At 54.5% G+C, this 20,511-nt stretch carries 11 protein-coding genes; 2 read left to right on the top strand and 9 right to left on the bottom strand.

The genetic code is table 11. The annotated features are described in order from the left end of the window. Window positions 1-172: 172 nt before the first annotated feature. Complete coding sequence (gene ligD, locus C8R31_RS07185; RefSeq protein ID WP_107693336.1) at window positions 173-2,713, top strand: DNA ligase D; 2,541 nt, start codon at window positions 173-175, stop codon at window positions 2,711-2,713. A gap of 91 nt (window positions 2,714-2,804) precedes the next feature. Here ligD and smbP read toward each other — a convergent pair whose 3' ends face one another. The 8 genes from smbP to C8R31_RS07145 all read right to left on the bottom strand — a co-directional run bounded on the left by smbP (window position 2,805) and on the right by C8R31_RS07145 (window position 10,126). Further along, the gene (smbP, locus tag C8R31_RS07180; protein WP_107693335.1) at window positions 2,805-3,200 is read right to left on the bottom strand and encodes a small metal-binding protein SmbP; all 396 of its coding nucleotides are present in this window, start codon (window positions 3,198-3,200) and stop codon (window positions 2,805-2,807) included. Window positions 3,201-3,273: 73 nt separating this feature from the next. Next, the gene (locus C8R31_RS07175; protein ID WP_107693334.1) at window positions 3,274-4,308 is read right to left on the bottom strand and encodes a methyltransferase; all 1,035 of its coding nucleotides are present in this window, start codon (window positions 4,306-4,308) and stop codon (window positions 3,274-3,276) included. 94 nt (window positions 4,309-4,402) lie between these two features. Then, on the bottom strand, window positions 4,403-4,876 hold the full coding sequence (locus tag C8R31_RS07170) for a PAS domain-containing protein (RefSeq protein WP_107693333.1): 474 nt from the start codon (window positions 4,874-4,876) through the stop codon (window positions 4,403-4,405). Between the two features lie 17 nt (window positions 4,877-4,893). Continuing rightward, window positions 4,894-5,394: an SRPBCC family protein gene (locus tag C8R31_RS07165; protein WP_107693332.1), complete on the bottom strand. Its 501-nt coding sequence runs from the start codon at window positions 5,392-5,394 to the stop codon at window positions 4,894-4,896. Between the two features lie 355 nt (window positions 5,395-5,749). Further along, complete coding sequence (locus tag C8R31_RS07160; RefSeq protein ID WP_181320483.1) at window positions 5,750-6,607, bottom strand: SDR family oxidoreductase; 858 nt, start codon at window positions 6,605-6,607, stop codon at window positions 5,750-5,752. A gap of 103 nt (window positions 6,608-6,710) precedes the next feature. After that, the gene (locus C8R31_RS07155; RefSeq protein WP_107693331.1) at window positions 6,711-6,896 is read right to left on the bottom strand and encodes a hypothetical protein; all 186 of its coding nucleotides are present in this window, start codon (window positions 6,894-6,896) and stop codon (window positions 6,711-6,713) included. 131 nt (window positions 6,897-7,027) lie between these two features. Then, window positions 7,028-9,043, bottom strand: coding sequence for an AsmA family protein (locus C8R31_RS07150; RefSeq protein ID WP_258192611.1), 2,016 nt, complete (start codon window positions 9,041-9,043; stop codon window positions 7,028-7,030). Window positions 9,044-9,397: 354 nt separating this feature from the next. After that, on the bottom strand, window positions 9,398-10,126 hold the full coding sequence (locus tag C8R31_RS07145; RefSeq protein ID WP_107693330.1) for a Crp/Fnr family transcriptional regulator: 729 nt from the start codon (window positions 10,124-10,126) through the stop codon (window positions 9,398-9,400). Window positions 10,127-10,800: 674 nt separating this feature from the next. On the opposite strand from C8R31_RS07145, the gene C8R31_RS07140 reads away from it, so the two are divergent. Continuing rightward, complete coding sequence (locus C8R31_RS07140) at window positions 10,801-19,488, top strand: GH36-type glycosyl hydrolase domain-containing protein (RefSeq protein WP_107693329.1); 8,688 nt, start codon at window positions 10,801-10,803, stop codon at window positions 19,486-19,488. A 286-nt stretch (window positions 19,489-19,774) separates the two neighbouring features. Here C8R31_RS07140 and C8R31_RS07135 read toward each other — a convergent pair whose 3' ends face one another. Beyond that, complete coding sequence (locus C8R31_RS07135) at window positions 19,775-20,263, bottom strand: Crp/Fnr family transcriptional regulator (protein ID WP_107693328.1); 489 nt, start codon at window positions 20,261-20,263, stop codon at window positions 19,775-19,777. Window positions 20,264-20,511: the final 248 nt, after the last annotated feature.

Genomic DNA, 20,511 nt, shown 5'->3' with positions numbered 1-20,511 from the left:
TTTTGCTTCCTCGTTTGGGTTTACAGGGTAGGGTAAAGGGACACCATCCGCGCCATTCCTTAGTCGCATTAAACCAGAACCGTGCCGACCACGCTGGTCGCGGGACCGTCCATACTGATTATCTGTAATTTACGCATTCCCAAAAGGGGGTGCGGTTCGAGGTGTTCGAGTTATGCCAAAGGCTGATTTACTAAAGACTTACCGAGGGAAGCGTAATTTCTCTATTACCTCCGAACCTTCCGGTATGGGCACCAGCGACCGGTCGAACAAGACCGCGCTATCATTCGTAGTACAGAAGCATTGGGCGACGCGCCTGCATTATGATTTCAGGCTGGAACTCGACGGAACCATGAAAAGCTGGGCTGTTCCGAAAGGACCGAGCTTTGATCCCGATGACAAACGCATGGCCGTTCATGTGGAAGACCATCCTATTTCCTACAACAGCTTCGAAGGCGATATCCCACCGGGACAGTATGGCGCCGGTAAGGTGATCATCTGGGATAAGGGAACGTGGGTTCCTCTCGAGGACCCGCACCGCGGCTATCGTGCGGGTAAACTGAAATTCGAGCTGCACGGGCACAAGCTAAAAGGTCGCTGGGCGCTGGTCCGTATGCGCAACGAACAAGAAAAGAAGCAGGAAGCCTGGTTGCTTATCAAGGAAAAAGATGAGTACGCGAGACCCGCGAGTAAGTTTAGTGTGGTGGATGAAATGCCGGATAGCGTCGCCGTGCTTCCAGCGCCGGAAGCTCCTCCGGATGCCGGGGCCGCTGGTGCGAAACCGGCCGGCGGAATAAAAAACTCCCCGGCCTTGCTCGAGGGCGCAGTTAAAGCTGGAGTTCCGGCGAAACTTCAGCCTCAACTTGCAACCCTGGTGGACGGGCCTCCCAATGACTCATTGGAGTGGGTCTATGAAATCAAGCTGGACGGTTATCGGATGCTGACGCGTGTCGAGGGTGGGGAGATACGCCTGTTTACCCGCAACGGAAATGACTGGTCGCATAAATTGCCCCATCTGGTTAAAGCAATGAGCAGCTTGAGATTGAAGCCAGGATGGCTGGATGGCGAAATCGTGGTGTTGGATGAAAAAGGCTTGCCGAATTTTCAGGCATTGCAAAACGCTTTTGACAGCGCGAGGACGCAAAACATCATCTACTATCTCTTTGATGTGCCGTTTTATGACGGATACGATTTGCGACGCGTGCCGTTAACGCAACGCAGGGAATTGCTGAGCTCGTTGCTGGAATCCTCTTCTTCGTCCCACATACGCTTCAGCGAAGTCTTCGACGTGCCAGCAGCGGATATCATCGCTTCCGCCTGCCGTCTCGGGCTGGAAGGCGTGATCGGCAAGCGCAAAACCTCGGCATACGTGTCCCGTCGCTCGTCGGATTGGATAAAGCTCAAATGCACGCAACGCCAGGAATTTATTATCGGCGGTTACACCGACCCCAAGGGTTCCCGAGCCGGTATCGGTTCCCTGCTACTTGGCTTCTATGACGAAGACAAAAAGCTGCGGTATGCCGGAAACGTGGGTACCGGATTCAACGAGAAAACGCTGCGTGACCTCAAGACGAAGCTGGACAGCTTGACTGTCAGGCATTCCCCCTTCGCGGATGCATCTGGAATGGATAAAAAGTCGCATTGGGTGTCGCCCGAGCTGGTAGCTGAAGTTTCCTTCGGGGAGTGGACCAGGGATGGCCACATTCGCCACTCGGTTTTTCGCGGATTGAGATCGGATAAGAAGCCTGAAACCATCGTCAGGGAGAAACCCATGCATGCCACCAGCGCAAAGTCCGCGACAGCTTCGTCTGCATTGTCTTCCCTGAAGGTAACAAACCCGGACCGCGTGATCGACCCTTCTTCTCATTTAACCAAGATCGACCTCGTGCGCTTTTACTCTCTGATTGCGCCGTTGATGCTGGAGCATCTAAAAGGAAGGCCGGTATCTCTGGTGCGTGCCCCGGATGGTATTTCGGGACAATTGTTTTTTCAGAAGCATTGGGAAAAAGAAAACATGCAAGGCGTGGATCAGCTTGACCCTGCCCTGGATCCCGACCACCCGCCATTGCTTGAAATCTCAACCGCTAACGGCCTGCTGTCCGCGGCGCAGATGAACGTCATCGAGTTTCACACATGGAACGCAAAAAAAGACGCTATCGACAAACCTGACAGGATGACTTTCGACCTGGACCCGGGAGAGGGAGTGCAATGGCCGCGGATTCAGGAATCGGCCCGACTTGTTTCCATCTTTCTCAATGAGCTGGGGCTGAAGTCTTTTCTGAAAACCAGCGGGGGAAAAGGTCTGCACGTTGTGGTGCCGATCAAGAGGTTGCACGGTTGGGATACGGTGAAGGGTTTTTCCCAGGCGATTGTTCAGCACCTTGCGGCAACCATTCCGGGGCGTTTCGTTGCAAAGAGCGGTTCCCGTAATCGCGTTGGGAAAATTTTTATCGATTATCTGCGCAATGGTTTCGGAGCCACCACTGTATCGGCCTGGTCAGCGCGGGCTCGCCCGGGATTGGGCGTATCAGTGCCAGTGGCATGGGAAGAACTGGAGTCGCTTGCGAGTGCAAATCACTGGTCTATTTCGAATATTCATGAGCGTCTGGACAAAGGCAATAGCCCATGGGCCGACTATGAAGCGACCAGGCAATCCATTGCACCAGCGATGAAAACGTTGGGATACAAGCCGGCTAAAGAAACGGCGAAGCATTAATTCGTCTGTTCCGCCGCCGCCTCTTCGCTGAGCTGGTGGCAGAGGCAGTCGGGAATCGCCTCCGTAGAAATATTCAGGAGATCAGCAGCGGTCATTTTGATTGTTCTTTTTCCCGCAAATGACGGGCGGCTCTCTCGACGGCTTCTGTGGCATCCTCAACATCGCCTTCTTCCGCTTCTTCAATGGCGATATCCATTTCTTCAAACACTTCCTTATCGTGTTCCGCCTTCTCATGCTCGCCATAAATCGGCTTTTGCAGGTGCGTGTAAGGATGTTCCTTATTTTCTTCGATCAACTCCCTTTTTGCTTCCTGCGCATGGCGGCCCACTCCTCTCGCATCGCCCTTCCTTCCACTCTCAATCGCCTGCTCCAAATGTGTTCTGGCATTCTCACCATGACCTTCCTCCGCATGAACCACCAAAGGGCTGGCAACCATGGCGGCCAGAATGATCCAGAAACAGCCGCATGTTCTGGTTGAATTGCTCATGATCTTCTACCGAAATCAATCAGGATGGCTTGGCTCGAGCTAGAAAACATCCATTCGACAATCAAGTAACTCTCTACAGTTTGACTCCGGTTACAACACTGTAATAGCCGAAGGCCGGATATACGTGTGTGTCCTGAAAACCAGCGTACTTCAGCATTGTGGACAACTCCCGACCTGAATACGATTCTCCCTCGGTCCAGCCCATCATTAACATGCTATAGGCAGCCGGCGCGAAAGGCCCCGTCTTTTCGTCGTTATAAATTACATCATGGATAATGATGCGTCCTCCCGATCCCATACTTGCGAAGCTCTTTTCCGCGAGAACTTTGCACTTTTCCAAGGGCCAATCGTGAAAAATGTTGGAATAGAAGTGCAGGTCAGCTTCAGGAAATGGATCATTCCACATGTCGGCAACATGTGTTTTAATCCGATCCCGCAAACCGTATTTAGCAATGAACTCCTGAGCGACTTCGCATATCGGCTCCAGATCCAGAACGACACCTTGAAGATGCGGCACTTTTAAAGCCGCGCCAATCGTATGAGCGCCCGACCCTCCGCCTATATCGAGCATCCGCCGGTGGCCGGAAAGATCGACGGCCTCTGGCCACGCGGATGCCAATGTCATGCTGATGCTGTGCATCCCGCGGGTGAATTTTCGCGCCAGTTCGGCTTGCTCCTCGTGGGATTTGTATATGTCGCCGCCGCCATAGGCCTGAGGCACATCAGTCAGCACCGCTCGTTCCAGGCTGGCATAGGAAAATACCTCGGAATTATCGATCATCATATCCCAGAAGAAACCGAAGTAACTGGGGCTTTTTTCGAGGAGGTAATCTTCCGCAAGGGAGGTAAGCGAATAACGCTCGTCGTGGAGCGAAAGAAAGCCCAACGCCGTGGCGGCGGATAACATGGCCACCGCCGGCCTTCTTTTAATGTTCAGCGCTGTGCAGATCTCGGGCAACGTCCGCGCCCCCTGTTCAAGCAGCGGGAAGACTTTGAGTCGATGAGCGATGAGGAGCGCCGGGTAGCCGTAAACCGCGAACACGGCATCCCATAACGGCCTGTCGTCTCCTCGGGGCTGGTGTGGCTTTAGGGGCGGTTGCAGGGCCATAACAATCCTCTTTTATTGTAATTGACTTGGTGGTGGCGACACGGATTTTTCCGCGTTCGGACGTGAATTATTCAGGTTCCCTCCAGATTCAGTATCACGGCCTGGGAAGCAGTGAAGACAGCAAGCGTCGTGTATCCGCTTCCTGCTGCAGGCTGAATTTGGAGAGCATCTCCCTGTTGCGATTCACATCGTACTGTATGCCGAGGTAGTAAATGAGCTTCCCATCATTGTCGAAAAGCGGAGTAAGGGTCAAATGGTTGAAGAAAAGCTCTCCATCCTTCCGATAATTCCGAATGGTGACTTCGACCCCTTGTTGTTTTTCGATTGCCCGTTTCATGGCAAAGCGGGCGTCCTGGTCCCGATCTTTTCCCTGAAGGAAGCGACAGTTGCGACCAAGTATCTCTTGCTGAGCATATCCAGTCATCGCCTCGAACTGCCGATTCGCATAGACGATGGGCAGGTCTTCCTGATCGGGATCCACGAGCGTGATGCCATTCACCGAACTATCCAGTATCTGGGACAAGATCTGGGGGATCAGTCCTGGGTCTTTTTCCACCACAAATGTCATTCTTTTTCTCCTGGATATTAACGGGATGGGGTTGAGGGCTTCGTCACGTATTTGTTCGTTTCAATCAACCGCTTCAGGTTTCTCACCGTACGTTCCGCGCCTTCCTGGACGACCACCCGAATCAGCTTCTCGAAAGGGCGCATGAACATTTGAATCTCCCTCAGTTCGAATGTAAAGGTCAGTTCAGTGGATTTCCCAGGATCGACATTGCGTAATTCATAAACGCAGCGAAACGGATCGGATACCCCGGCGAAGCCGAGGCGCTTGTCCGGCTCATAAACATCAATCTTGAACCTGCTTTCGCTGCGGCGCCCCTGATCAATCCGGACCTGCCTTGCAAGGGTGCCAAGTTTCACCGGCACGCCGTTGAGGGGTTCAAGTTCGACGACCTCGGGCGACCATTTGGGATAATTATCGAAAAAACCGTCACCGAGATACCTGAAAATATCGCACGGCGGGCATTCGACCAAAACGCTTGCCTTCGCTATTACAGGTTCCTTGCCGCCTAAACCGAACATACGTAATGCCCCTGTTTTTTAGCCTGCAGGGCTAAAGGTTATACTTCGGGCCGGGTGAAAATGCTATTCCGTTTTTCGAGCCTAACCCTCACCGGGGCTGGCTGGAGTAAGACCATGAATCATAGCTTACCTGAGCCACTTCTGCGCAAGCAGGATGTGCTGCTGCACCTCAGGCACCAGGGGGACGGGGGCCTTGTTCGCTCCTTCGCGCCCCGGTCCCCGGCAGTCCGGAGCGAAAGGGCGGGCCCTTTTTGTTTTGAACGAGTGCGCCCAACCGGGCTCGATAGATCATGTTAAGACGAACTCGCCCCCTTATTCAATGTTCCTCGCAAGGCTCCCCCGCCCGGCGTTTTCCCTATCCATTAATAATTTTCCCGCCGTTGGGATGCAGCACCTGGCCGGACATATAGGAACAATCGCGTGAGGCCAGAAAAACATAACACGGCGCTACCTCGTCGGGCTGGCCGGGCCGTTTCATCGGAACGTCTTTTCCGAACTTGGCTACTTTGTCAGGCGGGAACGTGGAAGGTATCAATGGTGTCCATATGGGCCCCGGTGCAACGGCATTGACCAATATTTCCCGTTCGACCAGTTGCAACGACAATGAACGCGTAAACGCGACAATTGCGCCTTTGGTTGAAGAATAGTCGAGAAGATGGGCGCTGCCTTTATAGGCGGTAACAGAGGTTGTGTTGATTATTCGCGCCCCCGTTTTAAAATGCGGGAGTACAGCCTTTACCATGTAAAACATTGAGAAGATATTGGTGCGAAACGTTTTCTCGAGCTGGGCATTGTCGATATCCATGATATCTTCCCGGACATGCTGCTCAGCGGCATTATTGACGAGAATCTCAATGTGCCCGAAAGTGGAGATCGTTTTTTCCACCACCTCAGCGCAGAATTTTTCGCTGCCCACGTCGCCGGCGATTAATTCGCATCTTCGTCCGCATTGCTCGACTTCCTTTTTGGTGTCGTTGGCGTCCCCGTGTTCGTTGAGGTAGACGACAACAATATCCGCTCCCTCCTTGGCGAACGCGACCGCCACCGCTCGGCCAATACCGCTATCCCCGCCTGTAATAATCGCCACCTTGGATTCCAGCTTGCCACTGCCTTTATATTCTTCAACGGTTGAGTCAGGCTCCGGGGTCATCTCCGTCTCGATCCCAGGCTGTCGGGGCTGATGTTGTGCAGGAATTTCTTTTTCCTTTTCCATGATAAACACCTCGTTAGCTATCGATAAACAATGGATGTGACCGGAATGACGATTCGTTAACCGGAAACGAGAAAATGCAACGAGACGGGATCAGAACGGTCGTTCAATGTTTTTTAGACTCCTTGCCCGACCCTGATTTTTTTTCGTCCCCGGACAGCTTGTTCTCCGTCGCCCAGGCGCGCCGCTTCGCCTCATCCCTGGGAACGCCCTTTTTCTCATATCCTTCTTCAATGTGTTTCACCTGACGTTTCTGCTTATCGGTATAAGCGGACTTATCGCCTTGTGCCATGGTATGCCTCCTGTTCAGCATGAGCGAGTCGAACCTGGCGGCGCGACAGATTGGTTAAAAAAGAACTTCGCGCAATACAGCAATTACCGCTTCCATACAGTCCCTGACCCAAGGGAAGGCTGCTGGGTTGCCTATGGCTTCTCGACAACTGGTTTCTTGGCTTCAGTTTTTTTCTCGTGTCCCTTTTTGGTTTTCAGCGGTTGCTTCACCGAAGCGATGAGTGCCTTGCAATCGCTATCCTCGCCTGGGCCGGTTTCGATCAACGGTATCAGCGCGGCTAACGGGGTTGCAAGAACGCCTAGCACGACCGCGGCGCCGACACGTATGGCGAGCATTTTGTCGGGATAAACCTTCGGGTGTTTAAATGTTCCCGCAATGTGAACAGGCGTACGGAGACTTAATATGCTGAAGTCTTTCGGCTCGGGCGACAGTTTCATCTCGATCGCTTCATCCAGCAGGCTTATTCGGCCTTCACCCAGGATATTCGTATCCGTTGTATCGATGACAAAAGTCTCGGTGGCCATCACGCCTTTCGTGATGGCGTAATCGACGACAGCGCAACGAACCGGGACGTTTTTATCGCCGGCAAAGAGGAATTTGATCACCTCGCCCGCATCGAGGCCGATAATCTCCAAGATCATATTGCTGATTTGCCCGCCTGACATGATCAACGAGAAGCGGCCGTCGGCGGACGCCAACAGCCCGCCCACAGATTTGCCGTGCGCTTTTATTCTGGTTGCACCCCCTATCAAGCCTGCACTCCCATGGGTAAGCTCCATTTTGGGAAATAACTTCCTCAACTGCAGCCGTTTTAAATCGATCTTGATGTCCGCAGTCGGAATCTCCTCGCGTCCGTTTATCATTACCGAGCCTACAATATTTCCACCCGCGACCGCGAAATTGAGGGGGTCGATCGTCATTAGTCCGTTATCGACTTTGAGGTGTGTATGAACATGTTCGACCGGCAGTTCCTTATTGCGGATTGACTCGCCGGTAAACTTGACGTCCGCATCCATCGCCCGCAGGCGATCCACCCGGAACTCCTGATCGGGCAGCAGGCGATCCTTCTGGGCCTCGATGGAAGCCTTCTTCTCCTTCTTCTCCTGCGGGCTATCCTGCGGCTGAGGAGCCTTTCTGGCGCCGATCATGCCACTTAAATCAGTGAGGTCGAGAACTTTCGATATCACATCGCCGCGCAGGATCGGCCTTTCTCCACCCGTATCAAAAACCAGGTCTCCACCCATGTCGCTGTCCCCCACCTTCCCCGAAAATCCCTTCATTGCCCACTCCGTTTTCTGATGCGTGAGGTTTCCGGAAATCTCATACGGTGGGGATGGGAAGAAAACGATGCCGGCTATCGGGTAGAGGGCGGACATATCTTCCCCCTCAATCTTTAATTTTAGGTTCATGGACGCCAATTCCTGCAGTCCGGTAACCGTTCCCTCCGCTGTTGCGCGGGTCGTCCCGATCTCGACGCGCGCTTTAACGGGATAGGGCTTTGTCTTGTCCGTGAGGGACGTCAACTGGCCGCCCAGGGCTTGAGCCGTGAATGCCAGATCGGCGTATGTGCCTTCCGCGGTCACGTTCAATGGCATTTCTCGTGCATCGCCGCCCGAATCCGTGAATATGGTTACATGCACATCTGTTTTGGTCTTTGGGTCCCGAAAGATGAGCTTTCCATCTTCCAGAGCGAGCCTGCCAATTTTCGGCGGCTCTACCTCTTCTTCCGGTTTTTTCAGGTCCCAGTTCCGCTTCCCATCTTCGCTCTTTTCGAGAAGGATTCTCGGGCGCGAGATCGATACTTCCGGAAGCACGACATCCCCAAGTAACAGATCCCACAGACTGATACGGAACGATGCCTTGCCGATATCGAGCATCGGCTGCTCCGTTCCCCATTCCGCATTTGCCAGTGAAATTCCCTCCGCGCTAATCATAGGGTTGAGAGACAGACTGACATTCAGGTCGCCTCGAATAGTGAATTCGCGCCCTGTTTTCTCGGTGACCTGGCGTTCGGCGTACGGCTTGATCATATTCCAGTCGAACCAGATGACGAATATGACGATGAGCAGAAAAAAAATGCCGAAGATCGGCAATAACCTGCGGTAGCGAGCTCGCATGTCCGGCGTAAGCCTCAGTATGGGAAACATCAAAATTGAGGATAATCATACTTCTGCAACGTGATTCATTCGGTACGTCAGCGCACATTCGTTCTCGCGCTTAAGCTATTGGGTTGAACGTTGGATAAGGAGTGGAGGTTTCCTGTCTTAAATAATTCTTCTGTCAAATTGGAGAGGCGGGAGGCGATAGGACTGTGCACGGAAAATATAGGGAGAAATAAGGGAAGACAGAAGCGCGTTTTCCCGGCCTGGAGTTCACGCCCGCAGACGTTAGGTCGGCGTGTAGAAGCGTCCCATGCCTTGCGGGATGAGAGGGGAGGTTCGGGAAAAAGGGAGAGAAAGGGGGTTAAGCCAGGCGCATACTCAGGAAGCTGGGTTTTCCGGCTATCTGACGTTTACAACGTCGCGTACAAGGCGTTCAAATTCTTTCCTTACTACGTCATAGCACTCGCATACATGCGCTTCCAGTCCCTTCCGGTCCAGAACGGTGATGTGCCCACGGCGGTAGCGAATAATTCCCCCCTGTTGCAATTTGCCGGCGGCTTCGGTAATACCTTCACGACGAACGCCAAGCATGCTGGCAATCAATTCCTGGGTCATGATAAGTTCCTCGGAATTCAGCCGGTCGAGCGTTAACAACAGCCAGCGGCTAAGCTGCTGCTCGATCGTATGATGCCTATTGCATACCGCAGTTTGAGAGATCTGGGTGATGAGCGCCTGAGTGTAACGCAACAGCAGACGCTGCACGGGTCCGCCTTGATTGAACTCCTGCATCAATAATGTTGCCTTGAGCCTGTAACCATAACCTGCGGTTTGCACAGTGGCCCAGCTTGGCGTGCTTTCACCACCCATAAACAGCGAAACTCCCAGCATCCCTTCATTGCCCACCCCTGCAATCTCGGATGACGCGCCATTTTCCAGTATATAGTGCAGGGAGATGATAGTAGAAGTTGGAAAGTAAACGTAAGACAGCCGGCCGCCTGATTCGCACAGAACGTCGCCGAGGGGCATGTGAACCAGTTCCAGATGAGGTTTTAAACGCTCAAACTCGAATGCCGGAAGGGCGGCGAGCAATCGGTTCTGGTTGGGCTGATGTGAGGGAGAGCTTAGCATTCGATACAGAAATCTGTAAAAATAAGCGCAGCCTGCGGGGACAATTATCGAAAGTCTGCGTCCGGCACTCCCATTTCTCACCGGGCGGTTCCCAAACTTATATTAGCATGTATTCCCGGGTGAATTTTTTGAAGACGGTAAGCTTTTCAAGTATTCCATTAATATGCCGGCATTTTTGTGCGGTAGCGTACATACTACGGATGAGTCAGTTTTTAATATGTTCTCCAGACAATTGGAGCCGCTTGCGCATCGATGGCCCGGCACGAATTGCAAAGGAAGCTGGAAGCTTCGCGCGGAACATTCCGGCACGATCCAGCTGAACGCGATACAAGCGCAGGGTAGGATGACCTGCGGTCTCTAGTGTATTGCATGCCACTCAGATAAGAAGCGGTGGAGACCCGGCGGTACAGCTCTCCTTTCGCAACAATTTCTGCTTACCGCTTTCAAGAGGGAGTTCGACAATATTCCACATCACCTCTTCCTTTTTTATTCCTATTCATTGGTTCGGGGTCGAGAACGGACTGGACCCTGCGTAGGTAATAGCGTGTTCGCGCGTGCCGCGGTCACCGCGACAATGGCGCATGGCTGCAGTTCTGCGTGCTCTTCTGCCAGCGCCGGGACGATCACCACCACGGGTGTAGTGCAGCGCAATATTCAACTTCAAGGCTGGCGGCATGACTGTTTCTGAGCTTTTGCTTCGCTTCGCGACTCGCTTTCGTAGTACCCGGAGTCGGCGGGTGCCGATCAGGGAAGAATTGCCTTTACGATCCGAGTTGTTCAGCGCTGATCAGATGGAGCTGTACGGCGGTATCCTTGCGGCCTCTCACGAATTGGCTTCGGGCCGGGGCACGGATCAGCTGCTGGCGCGACTGGATGAGAACGAGAGCAAGTTATTCGATATCGGCAGGGTACTGACGGAAGCCGCGGCGGCGGACCAGCTGTTAACCCCTGCGGGTGAATGGCTTTACGACAATTTTTATCTCATAGAAGAGCAGATTCGCCTCGCAAAGCGTCACCTTCCCAAGAGTTATAGCCGCGAATTGCCGATTCTGGCAACCGGGACGTCCGCCGGTCTTCCCCGGGTTTATGACATTGCGCTGCAGGCGGTTTCGCATGGCGATGGCAGGGTCGATACGGAGAGTCTCAGGCGTTTCATCGCCGCTTATCAGACGGTCGCGAACCTTAGATTGGGAGAGCTATGGGCAATTCCGATCATGTTGAGGTTGTCACTGATCGAAAATCTCCGTCGCGTCGGCGTCCGTGTGGCCGCCGGGAGAATAGACCGTAGTCTCGCCGATAGCTGGGCCGACGAAATCACACGCGTCGCCGATAAAGATCCGAAGAGTCTGGTCCTGGTGATTGCCGATATGGCCAGATCCGATCCCCCGATGACCGCTTCTTTTATTTCGGAATTGGCCCGCCGTCTGCAGGGTCAGGGACCCTCGCTGGCGCTTCCGTTAACGTGGATTGAGCAAAGGCTTGCCGAATCGAATCAGACCATCGATCAAATGGTGCAACTGGGGAATCAGCAACAAGCGGCCGATCAGGTTTCCATCTCCAACAGCATCCATAGTTTACGCGCCCTGGGCGCAATCGACTGGCGCGAGTTTGTCGAAACCGTCAGTATCGTTGAAAAAATCTTGCGCGAGGATCCGGGAGGCAGCTATGGTCGCATGGATTTTTCCAGCCGTGATCGCTATCGGCATGCGGTAGAGCGTTTGGCCAAGGCAAGCCCGTTGTCCGAAGTTGAGGTGGCACGTGAAGCAGTTCGGTTGGCGCGGGAGGGTGAGGGGAATGGAAATGGTAATGTGAGGGCGCACGTCGGATTTTATCTGGTCGATAAGGGGTCGGCGCACCTTGAGACGGTTGCACAGGTTCAATTCTCGATATTAGAGCAATTTTGTCGGATAGGTCGGCGCCACCCGCTGTTGAGTTACCTCGGTCCAATCGCGCTGATCACACTGGTAATGGCCGGAAACCTCATCACGGAAGCGCATGCGGAAGGCGCGAAGGGGTGGCTCTGGGGGCTGATGGCGATTCTGTCGTTACTTGCGATGAGTCAGCTTGCCGTAGCGCTGGTTAACTGGGCCGCTTCTCTCCTGGTGTCGCCGCATTCGCTGCCACGCATGGATTTCTCCAAGGGGATTCCATCCGTGTTTCCGACACTTGTGGTGGTTCCCACGATCCTGACAGACGAGTCAGAGGTGAATCGCCTTATCGAAGCGCTTGAAGTTAAATTTCTGGCCAACCAGGGCAATAACCTTTATTTCGCCCTGTTGAGTGATTTTCGGGACGCGGTCCAGGAAAAGCTTGCGGAAGACGAGTCTTTGTTGCAGTTCGCGCAAACGGGTATCGAAGCACTGAATAAAAAATATGCTGTCGGCACGGGTGATGACGTGGATAAAACAGTTGACTCCACGAAGATCGATAAGCGTGATGCATTTTTCCTGTTTCATCGTCCCCGCCGATGGAATCCCCACGAACAGCTCTGGATGGGTTACGAGCGAAAGCGCGGGAAGCTCGCTGACTTGAACACTTTTTTGCGCGGAGGCGGGCGTGATGCATTTTCCGTAATCACAGGCAACACAGCGGTGTTACCTGACATCAAGTATGTCATCACCCTGGATACCGATACGCAACTTCCGCGCGATGTAGCCCATCAATTGGTGGGTGCCATGGCTCATCCATTGAATCAGCCTCGGTTTGACCCAAGCTCCGCAGGAGGAGATGACGTCCTCGTTACCGAGGGATATGGGATTCTGCAGCCAAGGATTGGGGTGAGTCTGTCCAGCACGAACCGCTCGGAATATGCGCGTCTTTTTGGCGGAGAGGCGGGCATTGATCCCTACACCCGGATCGTCTCGGATGTATACCAGGATCTGTTCCACGAAGGGTCGTTCATCGGCAAGGGCATTTATGACGTGGACGCGTTTGAGGGGGTGTTATGCCGCCGCTTTCCTGAAAATCGCATTTTAAGCCATGACCTGCTGGAGGGATGTTACACCCGGGCAGGTTTACTGAGTGATGTTCAGTTGTACGAAGAATTTCCATCCAGCTATCGCGCGGATGTTAACAGACGGCACCGGTGGATACGTGGGGATTGGCAACTCGCAAGCTGGCTGTTATGGCGGGTACCCGGCCCCCACGGGGGCTACCAGCCCAATATGCTGTCGACATTATCGCGCTGGAAACTGCTGGATAATCTTCGTCGCAGCCTTGTGCCCCCGGCCTTGCTCCTATTGGCCCTGCTCGGATGGGTGGTCTCGACGGACCCCGTGTTCTGGACTGCCGTGGTAATTGCCGTACTCGTCGTTCCCGCCGTTACAGCCGCAGTTTCCGAGTTGTCCAGCAAGCCGGTTGAAGTCCCATGGAGGCAGCACCTCATCCTCACCTGGCGTACGGCAAAACGGAATTTTAGCCAAGTCCTGTTTACGCTGGCTTCCCTTCCGTATGAGGCTTATTTCAGTCTTGACGCGATATTCCGGACCCACGTGCGACTGTTCATTACGCGCCGCCGATTGCTTGAGTGGAATCCCTCGCACGAAGTCGAGCGCGAGGCGGAATCAGCGGTGACGCAGCCCCGCCGGGCCAGCATCGCTCAGGCATTCAGGGAAATGTGGATTGCACCCACGACTGCCGTAGGAGCAGCGGCTGGAATAGTGGTTTCAACGCCTTTAACTTTGATCGTTGCAATGCCATTGTTGTTGTTATGGGGTGCTTTTCCTGTTGTTGCCTGGTGGATAAGCCGGCCGCTTCCGCCACGGACTGCGGAATTAAGCGTTGCGCAGCTATTTTTTTTACGACAGGTTGCGCGCAGAACCTGGTTCTTTTTCGAGACCTTCGTCGGCCCAAAAGACAATTGGCTGCCCCCTGATAACTTCCAGGAGCATCCGGTTCCGACCGTTGCGCATCGGACATCGCCCACCAACATGGGTTTGTCGCTCCTGGCCAATCTCGCTGCCTATGATTTTGGATATGCCAGTACGGGGCAACTCGTGGAGCGAACGACGAATACGCTGCAGTCGATGGAAACATTGGAACGGTACGCCGGCCATTTTTACAACTGGTATGACACTCAGACCAAAGCCCCGCTGACCCGCTACGTCTCAACGGTGGATAGCGGTAACCTCGGGGGCCACCTGCTCACGTTACGCGCCGGGCTGCTGGAAATAATCGATATGCCGGTTATTCGGGAACAGGTATTTCTGGGTTTGGGTGAAACGTTTCATATTCTTCAGGAGTCAGCCGGTACAGCAGCTGCGGCGTCCCTGGCTCAGTTCGAACAGGCTCTCGTAAACGCAAACGAAGTTCGCCCAGTCACCATTACCCGTGCGCGAGCCGATCTTGACTGGCTGTCGAGTTGCTCCAGAGAGGTTGTTCGCGAGCTTTCCGCGCACTCACCGGGTCCCGCCATTCCCGAGGCCATCGAATGGGCAAACGCTTTGAACAGGCAATGCGAAAGTGCGTTCAGGGAATTGATCGATCTTTTGCCGCAGCCCTTATTAACCGGTGCGATGGCGGATGAAAATGAGGCTACGCAAGCTTTGGGAGTACCCTCACTGCGTCAGCTTGCCGATCAGGGCAGCGAACTTGCACGCGACTGGGCAGCGACGATGGAACAACTGGCGTTCCAGGCAGGCGAGATGGCGCAGATGAAGTATGGGTTCCTGTTCAATCCTGCTCAACGGCAGCTCGCAATCGGTTACAACGTCGGCGAACATCGACTCGATAACAGTTACTATGATCTGCTCGCGTCCGAGGCGAGGCTATGCAATTTTGTGGCGATTGCGCAAGGGGAACTTCCACAGGAAAGCTGGTTCGCGCTGGGGCGTTTACTCACCACGTACGGTGGAGAAGCGGCATTGCTGTCATGGAGCGGTTCCATGTTCGAGTACCTCATGCCGCTGCTGATAATGCCGACCTTTGATAACACGCTGCTTGACCAGACGTGCAAGGCGGCCGTGAAACGGCAGATCGCCTATGGCGAGGAACGTCGTGTTCCCTGGGGGATCTCGGAATCGGGTTATAACGCTGTCGACGTTCAATTCAACTATCAGTACCGCGCATTCGGGGTTCCCGGACTGGGACTCAAGCGCGGCCTGGGCGAAGATCTGGTCATTGCGCCATATGCTTGTGTCTTGGGACTAATGGTCGAGGCCGAAGCTGCGTGCGCTAATCTTCAGCACATGGCAAGCCAGGATATGGCTGGCAGATTCGGGTTTTACGAGGCTGTGGATTATACCCCGTCTCGGCTAAGGCGCGGCGAAACCCGTGCCGTGGTGCGTTCATTCATGGCCCATCACCAGGGCATGAGCCTGTTGTCATTGGCATATCTGCTGCTGGATAAGCCAATGCAACGGCGCTTCACGTCCGAGCCCCTGTTTCGGGCAACCATGTTATTGCTTCAGGAACGGATTCCCAAAGCTACCGTTATCCGCTCGCCGGGTGCCGAACTCCCTGATGTGAAAGTGGTCAAGGAGCTTCCCGAAATGCCGATGCGAATGCTCTCAAGCGCAAATACGCCGGTACCCGAGGTGCAGCTACTGTCCAACGGCCGCTATCACGTTATGGTAACCAATAGCGGAGGAGGAAGAAGCCGATGGAAGGATCTTGCAGTTACTCGCTGGCGGGAAGACAGTACCTGCGATAACTGGGGAAATTTTTGTTATCTACGGGATGTCGCGACTGGAGAGTTCTGGTCGAACACGTACCAGCCGACATGTAAAGAGCCGAAGCGCTATGGGGTCATCTTTTCCGAAGGCCGGGTCGAATTCCGGAGGCGCGACCTCGATTTTGACACTCACACTGAAATTACAGTATCGCCGGAAGATGACATAGAGATACGCCGCATTCGTATTACCAATAGGGCCTGGACCCGACGCTCGATCGAGATCACCTCTTATGCCGAGGTCGTGCTTGCGCCACCGTCGGCTGATGCCCAGGCTCCGGCGTTTGGCAATCTTTTTGTACAAACAGAGATATTGCCTGACCGGCATGCGATTCTCTGCAGCCGGCGTCCCCGTTCGCACACCGATCTGGTTCCGTGGATGCTGCATCTGATGACCGTGCATGGCGTGGCGACGGAACAAGTTTCGTACGAGACCGACCGCAAGGCTTTTATCGGCCGGGGAAACGATGTATCCACACCGCTTGCCTTAACTGATCCTGCTCCGCTCTCCGGCAGCGCTGGTTCTGTGCTGGACCCGATCGTCGCGATTCGCAAGGTCGTCGCCATCGAGCCGGGCGAATCCGCAACCATCGACATTGTCACCGGGGCTGGCGATTCCCGTCACGCCGTCATGCATCTGGTGGAGAAATACCAGGATCAGCATTTGAAAAATCGCGTCTTCGATCTGGCCTGGACGCACAGTCTGGTCGTATTGCGCCAACTCAACGCGACCGAAGCGGATGCGCAAATGTTCGGCCGGCTGGCCGGCTCGGTGCTGTATGCAAATACTTATTTGCGTGCGGAAGCAGCAGTGCTGGCCAAAAACCAGCGGAGCCAGTCAGGATTGTGGGGGTATGCGATTTCAGGCGATCTGCCGATCGTTCTGTTGCAGATCAGTGACTCAGGAAGTATTCAACTGGTGCGCCAGCTGATACAAGCGCACGCCTACTGGCGCGTGAAGGGACTGGCTGTCGATCTCGTGATCTGGAATGAGGATCACTCAAGCTACCGCCAAATCTTGCATGACCACATCATGGGACTCGTGGCCGGCAGTGCTGAAGCGCATGTACTTGACCGTCCGGGAGGCATTTTTATCCGCCGCGCCGAGCAGATCGCTTCCGAGGATCGTATCCTGTTGCAGACAGCGGCGCGCGTGATCATTCTCGATACCAAGGGCAGTCTGGCTGAGCAGTTAACCCGCCGCGTTCCGACAGAGTTGCCCGTGGCGCCTCCCAGAACTTTACCGGTCCGCCGGTCCGTTCCCGCACAGGAATCGCCATTGCCACACCGCGAACTGCTTTTCTTCAACGGTCTCGGGGGATTCACCGCAGACGGCCGCGAATATGTCATCACGATGGAGCCGGGTCAGATGACACCCGTGCCGTGGGTCAACGTAATCGCCAACCCGCAACTGGGGACCGTCATCTCAGAAAGCGGCCAGGCATACACCTGGTGTGATAATGCGCATGAGTTTCGGCTGACGCCGTGGAACAACGATCCGATTTGCGATCCAGGCGGAGAAGCATATTATCTCCGGGACGAAGAAAATGGGTATTTCTGGTCGCCATCGCCTCTGCCGAAACGCGGCGCGTCATCGTATGTCACCCGGCATGGATTTGGCTACAGTGCCTTTGAGCATACCGAGGGCGGCATTCGCTCGGAGCTGCTGGTATACGTCGCGCCGGATGCGCCTGTGAAGTTCGCGGTGTTGACCGTGCATAATGATTCAGGACGATTGCGCAAGCTCTCGGCGACCGGATGTATTGAATGGGTGCTGGGGGACCTCCCCGAGAAAGGCAGAATGCACGTCGTGACGGAAATCGATGAGAGCAGCGGCATCCTGCTTGCCCGCAACCCATACAACAATGAATTTACTGGCCGTGTCGCTTTCTTCGACGTCGACGATAAGGCAAGAAGTATCACCTGCGACCGGACAGAGTTTATCGGGCGCAATGGCAGATTGAGCGATCCGGCGGCGATGGCGTCAAAAGACCTCTCGGGGCGGGTAGGCCCCGGGCTTGATCCCTGCGGCGCTATCCGGGTAGGGTTCGAGTTGCTCGACGGTCGAACGCGCCGGATTGTATTCCGGTTAGGAGCCGGACTCGATGCGGGAGATGCCTTAAACGTTGCACAACGTTTCCGTGGACAGGCGGTTGCATATGAGGTTCTGGAAGCGGTGCACCGCTATTGGGTGCATACCCTTGGCAAGATACAGGTGAAGACGCCTGATCCATCCGTAAACGTGATGATAAATGGCTGGCTGGTATATCAGGTGATGGCCTGCCGTCTGTGGGGACGCAGCGGGTATTACCAGTCAGGCGGCGCTTTCGGATTTCGGGATCAGTTGCAGGATGTGATGGCCCTCGTGCACGCTGAGCCGGCGCTGGTGCGAGAACATCTTCTCCGCTCGGCGTCGCGCCAGTTTGTCGAAGGGGATGTCCAGCATTGGTGGCATCCCCCAGGCGGGCGGGGTATCCGCAGCCGGTGTTCGGACGACTATCTGTGGTTGCCCTTGGCCGCGTGCCGTTATATTACCACCACCGGCGACATGGGGGTGCTGGATGAGACCGTCTCCTATCTGGAAGGCCGTCCTGTCGGTCCGGACGAAGAGTCCTACTACGACCTTCCGATTCATTCCGAGCAGACTTCGACCTTTTATGAGCATTGCGTGCGCTCGGTTGTGCATGGTTTGCGATTCGGCCAACACGGTCTTCCATTGATGGGTACCGGCGATTGGAATGATGGAATGAACCTGGTCGGATTCCATGGGCGGGGCGAGAGTGTGTGGCTGGCCTTTTTCTTATATGACATACTCATCCAATTTTCGGAGCTTGCCGTGCAACATGGGGACGCGGCCTTTGCCGCCAGGTGTCGGAAGGAGGCCGGCGTTTTACGGAGCAATATTGAACAGCATACCTGGGATGGCAACTGGTACCTGCGCGCCTATTTCGATGATGGTACGCCGCTCGGGTCCACCAGTAACCCGGAATGCCGGATCGACGCAGTTGCCCAGAGCTGGTCAGTGTTGTCCGGAGCTGGCAGCGAAGAACGCCAGCGCCAAGCCATGGAAGCGGTAAACCAGCATCTCGTCCGGCGCGACGCGAAGCTGATTCAACTTCTCGATCCGCCGTTCGATCAATCGCCTTTGAATCCCGGGTATATAAAAGGCTATGTGCCCGGCGTGCGGGAGAATGGGGGCCAGTATACCCACGCAGCGCTATGGACGACGATGGCGTTCGCGATGCTGGGAGATCATGAGCGTGCCTGGGAATTGCTTGCCATGATCAACCCGGTCAATCATACGCAAACCCCGGAAATGGTATCTATTTATAAAGTTGAACCATATGTCGTTTCAGCCGATGTCTATGCGGTTTCTCCACATGTCGGCCGGGGCGGCTGGTCCTGGTACACCGGCTCCGCCGGCTGGTTATATCGGTTGATGCTGGAAACGCTTCTGGGCGTTACACTGGAGGAACGGAAGCTGCGTCTCGATCCTCGCCTGCCAAGCGACTGGGACAGCTTTACGGTGGACTATCGCTATGGGGAAACCAACTACCATATCACGGTCATGCGGTCTCAGGGCGGAGCGGGCAAGGCGGGTATTGCCATTGATGGAGCCGAGCAATCGGACAATTTCATCGCGCTGGTCGACGATCGCGTCTCCCATGCTGTGGAAGTCCGGATTGAGGCATGAAAAGGGGAAAGGGGAAAGGCTGAGTGAGGAACCGAAGCAACTTCAGGCTGGTAGGGAAGGTCGACAGAAGAACGGCTCCTTGGGAACGCTCAATTGTCTTCAACTTATTCATTGCGGTTGATGCGCATAACGACGGTTTCGAGGGGGGGCAGAGACCGACTTTCCTCACCCTCGTTTCTCGGGAGGGAGCACGAGGGTGAATCGGTTTGTAGCGATGACTCCGGAATCCAGGTGTATCTATCCCTCGCGCGGTAGGATAGGCTCCCGTGTAAGTCGTGCCAGTCGCTCAGGCTGAAGAACTGGTCGAGCAGACAAGAGGCAAGCTGGTTTTGAAAGCCGGCTTCAGGGTACCGATTGCGGTGTGGGCAATTTTTGTCATCAGACCTTGGGTGTAGCTTTGGAGCAAGCAACGTAGCGGACTGCCGAGCTCGAACTCTTGTCTCAGATGGGCTGCCTTAAGGAGATAACTGTACCCGGCCGTTTGGACCATCGCCAGACTCGGCGTGTTTTTCCGACCCATTAGCATGGAAATGCCGAAAACCCCCTCATTTCCGATCACGGCAATTGCGGTCGAGTCTCCGTTACCGCTAGCAGCAAACAGTGAAATGACGCTCGTGGTAGGAAAATAAACAAGGTCCAATTCCCCACCGTTTTCATACACTGTCCAGCCTTGAGGGAGCGACACAAGTTCAAGGCAGCATTTAAGGCGCTCATAATCCGTTTCGGGTAGGGCAGCCAGAAAAAGGTTTCGCTTGGGGGTATGTAAGTTTGACATTCGCTTCCTCGGTTCGCTGATCTGGGTTTACAAAGTACAAAGGCTGTTCGCTTTTAGGAGCACTGAACAATGCCTGGTACTGGATGCGCCCGGTACTCTATCTGACGTTACGCAAGTAAGGAGTCGGAGAGGAGAAGGGGCGCCGCTGAAACAGCACGGCTATAGACTACCGCCCGGCTTATGCAACTGTATGTGCGGTGGCAGACAGACTAAACGTCAGAAAAGAAATATAAAACAAGGGGTAGAGC

The sequence above is a fragment of the Nitrosospira sp. Nsp2 genome, from assembly GCF_003050965.1.
Lineage (GTDB): Bacteria > Pseudomonadota > Gammaproteobacteria > Burkholderiales > Nitrosomonadaceae > Nitrosospira.
The sequence above is the reverse complement of the archived record's forward strand: the minus strand, read 5'-3'. Positions and strand labels throughout refer to the sequence as shown.

What these genes read in the sequence shown, in the direction of transcription:
- C8R31_RS07175 (WP_107693334.1), bottom strand. Translation starts at nt 4,308, where the DNA reads ATGGCCCTGCAACCGCCCCTAAAGCCACACCAGCCCCGAGGAGACGAC.
- C8R31_RS07165 (WP_107693332.1), bottom strand. Translation starts at nt 5,394, where the DNA reads ATGTTCGGTTTAGGCGGCAAGGAACCTGTAATAGCGAAGGCAAGCGTT.
- C8R31_RS07160 (WP_181320483.1), bottom strand. Translation starts at nt 6,607, where the DNA reads ATGGAAAAGGAAAAAGAAATTCCTGCACAACATCAGCCCCGACAGCCT.
- C8R31_RS07170 (WP_107693333.1), bottom strand. Translation starts at nt 4,876, where the DNA reads ATGACATTTGTGGTGGAAAAAGACCCAGGACTGATCCCCCAGATCTTG.
- C8R31_RS07150 (WP_258192611.1), bottom strand. Translation starts at nt 9,043, where the DNA reads ATGTTTCCCATACTGAGGCTTACGCCGGACATGCGAGCTCGCTACCGC.
- ligD (WP_107693336.1), top strand. Translation starts at nt 173, where the DNA reads ATGCCAAAGGCTGATTTACTAAAGACTTACCGAGGGAAGCGTAATTTC.
- C8R31_RS07145 (WP_107693330.1), bottom strand. Translation starts at nt 10,126, where the DNA reads ATGCTAAGCTCTCCCTCACATCAGCCCAACCAGAACCGATTGCTCGCC.
- C8R31_RS07140 (WP_107693329.1), top strand. Translation starts at nt 10,801, where the DNA reads ATGACTGTTTCTGAGCTTTTGCTTCGCTTCGCGACTCGCTTTCGTAGT.
- C8R31_RS07135 (WP_107693328.1), bottom strand. Translation starts at nt 20,263, where the DNA reads ATGTCAAACTTACATACCCCCAAGCGAAACCTTTTTCTGGCTGCCCTA.
- C8R31_RS07155 (WP_107693331.1), bottom strand. Translation starts at nt 6,896, where the DNA reads ATGGCACAAGGCGATAAGTCCGCTTATACCGATAAGCAGAAACGTCAG.
- smbP (WP_107693335.1), bottom strand. Translation starts at nt 3,200, where the DNA reads ATGAGCAATTCAACCAGAACATGCGGCTGTTTCTGGATCATTCTGGCC.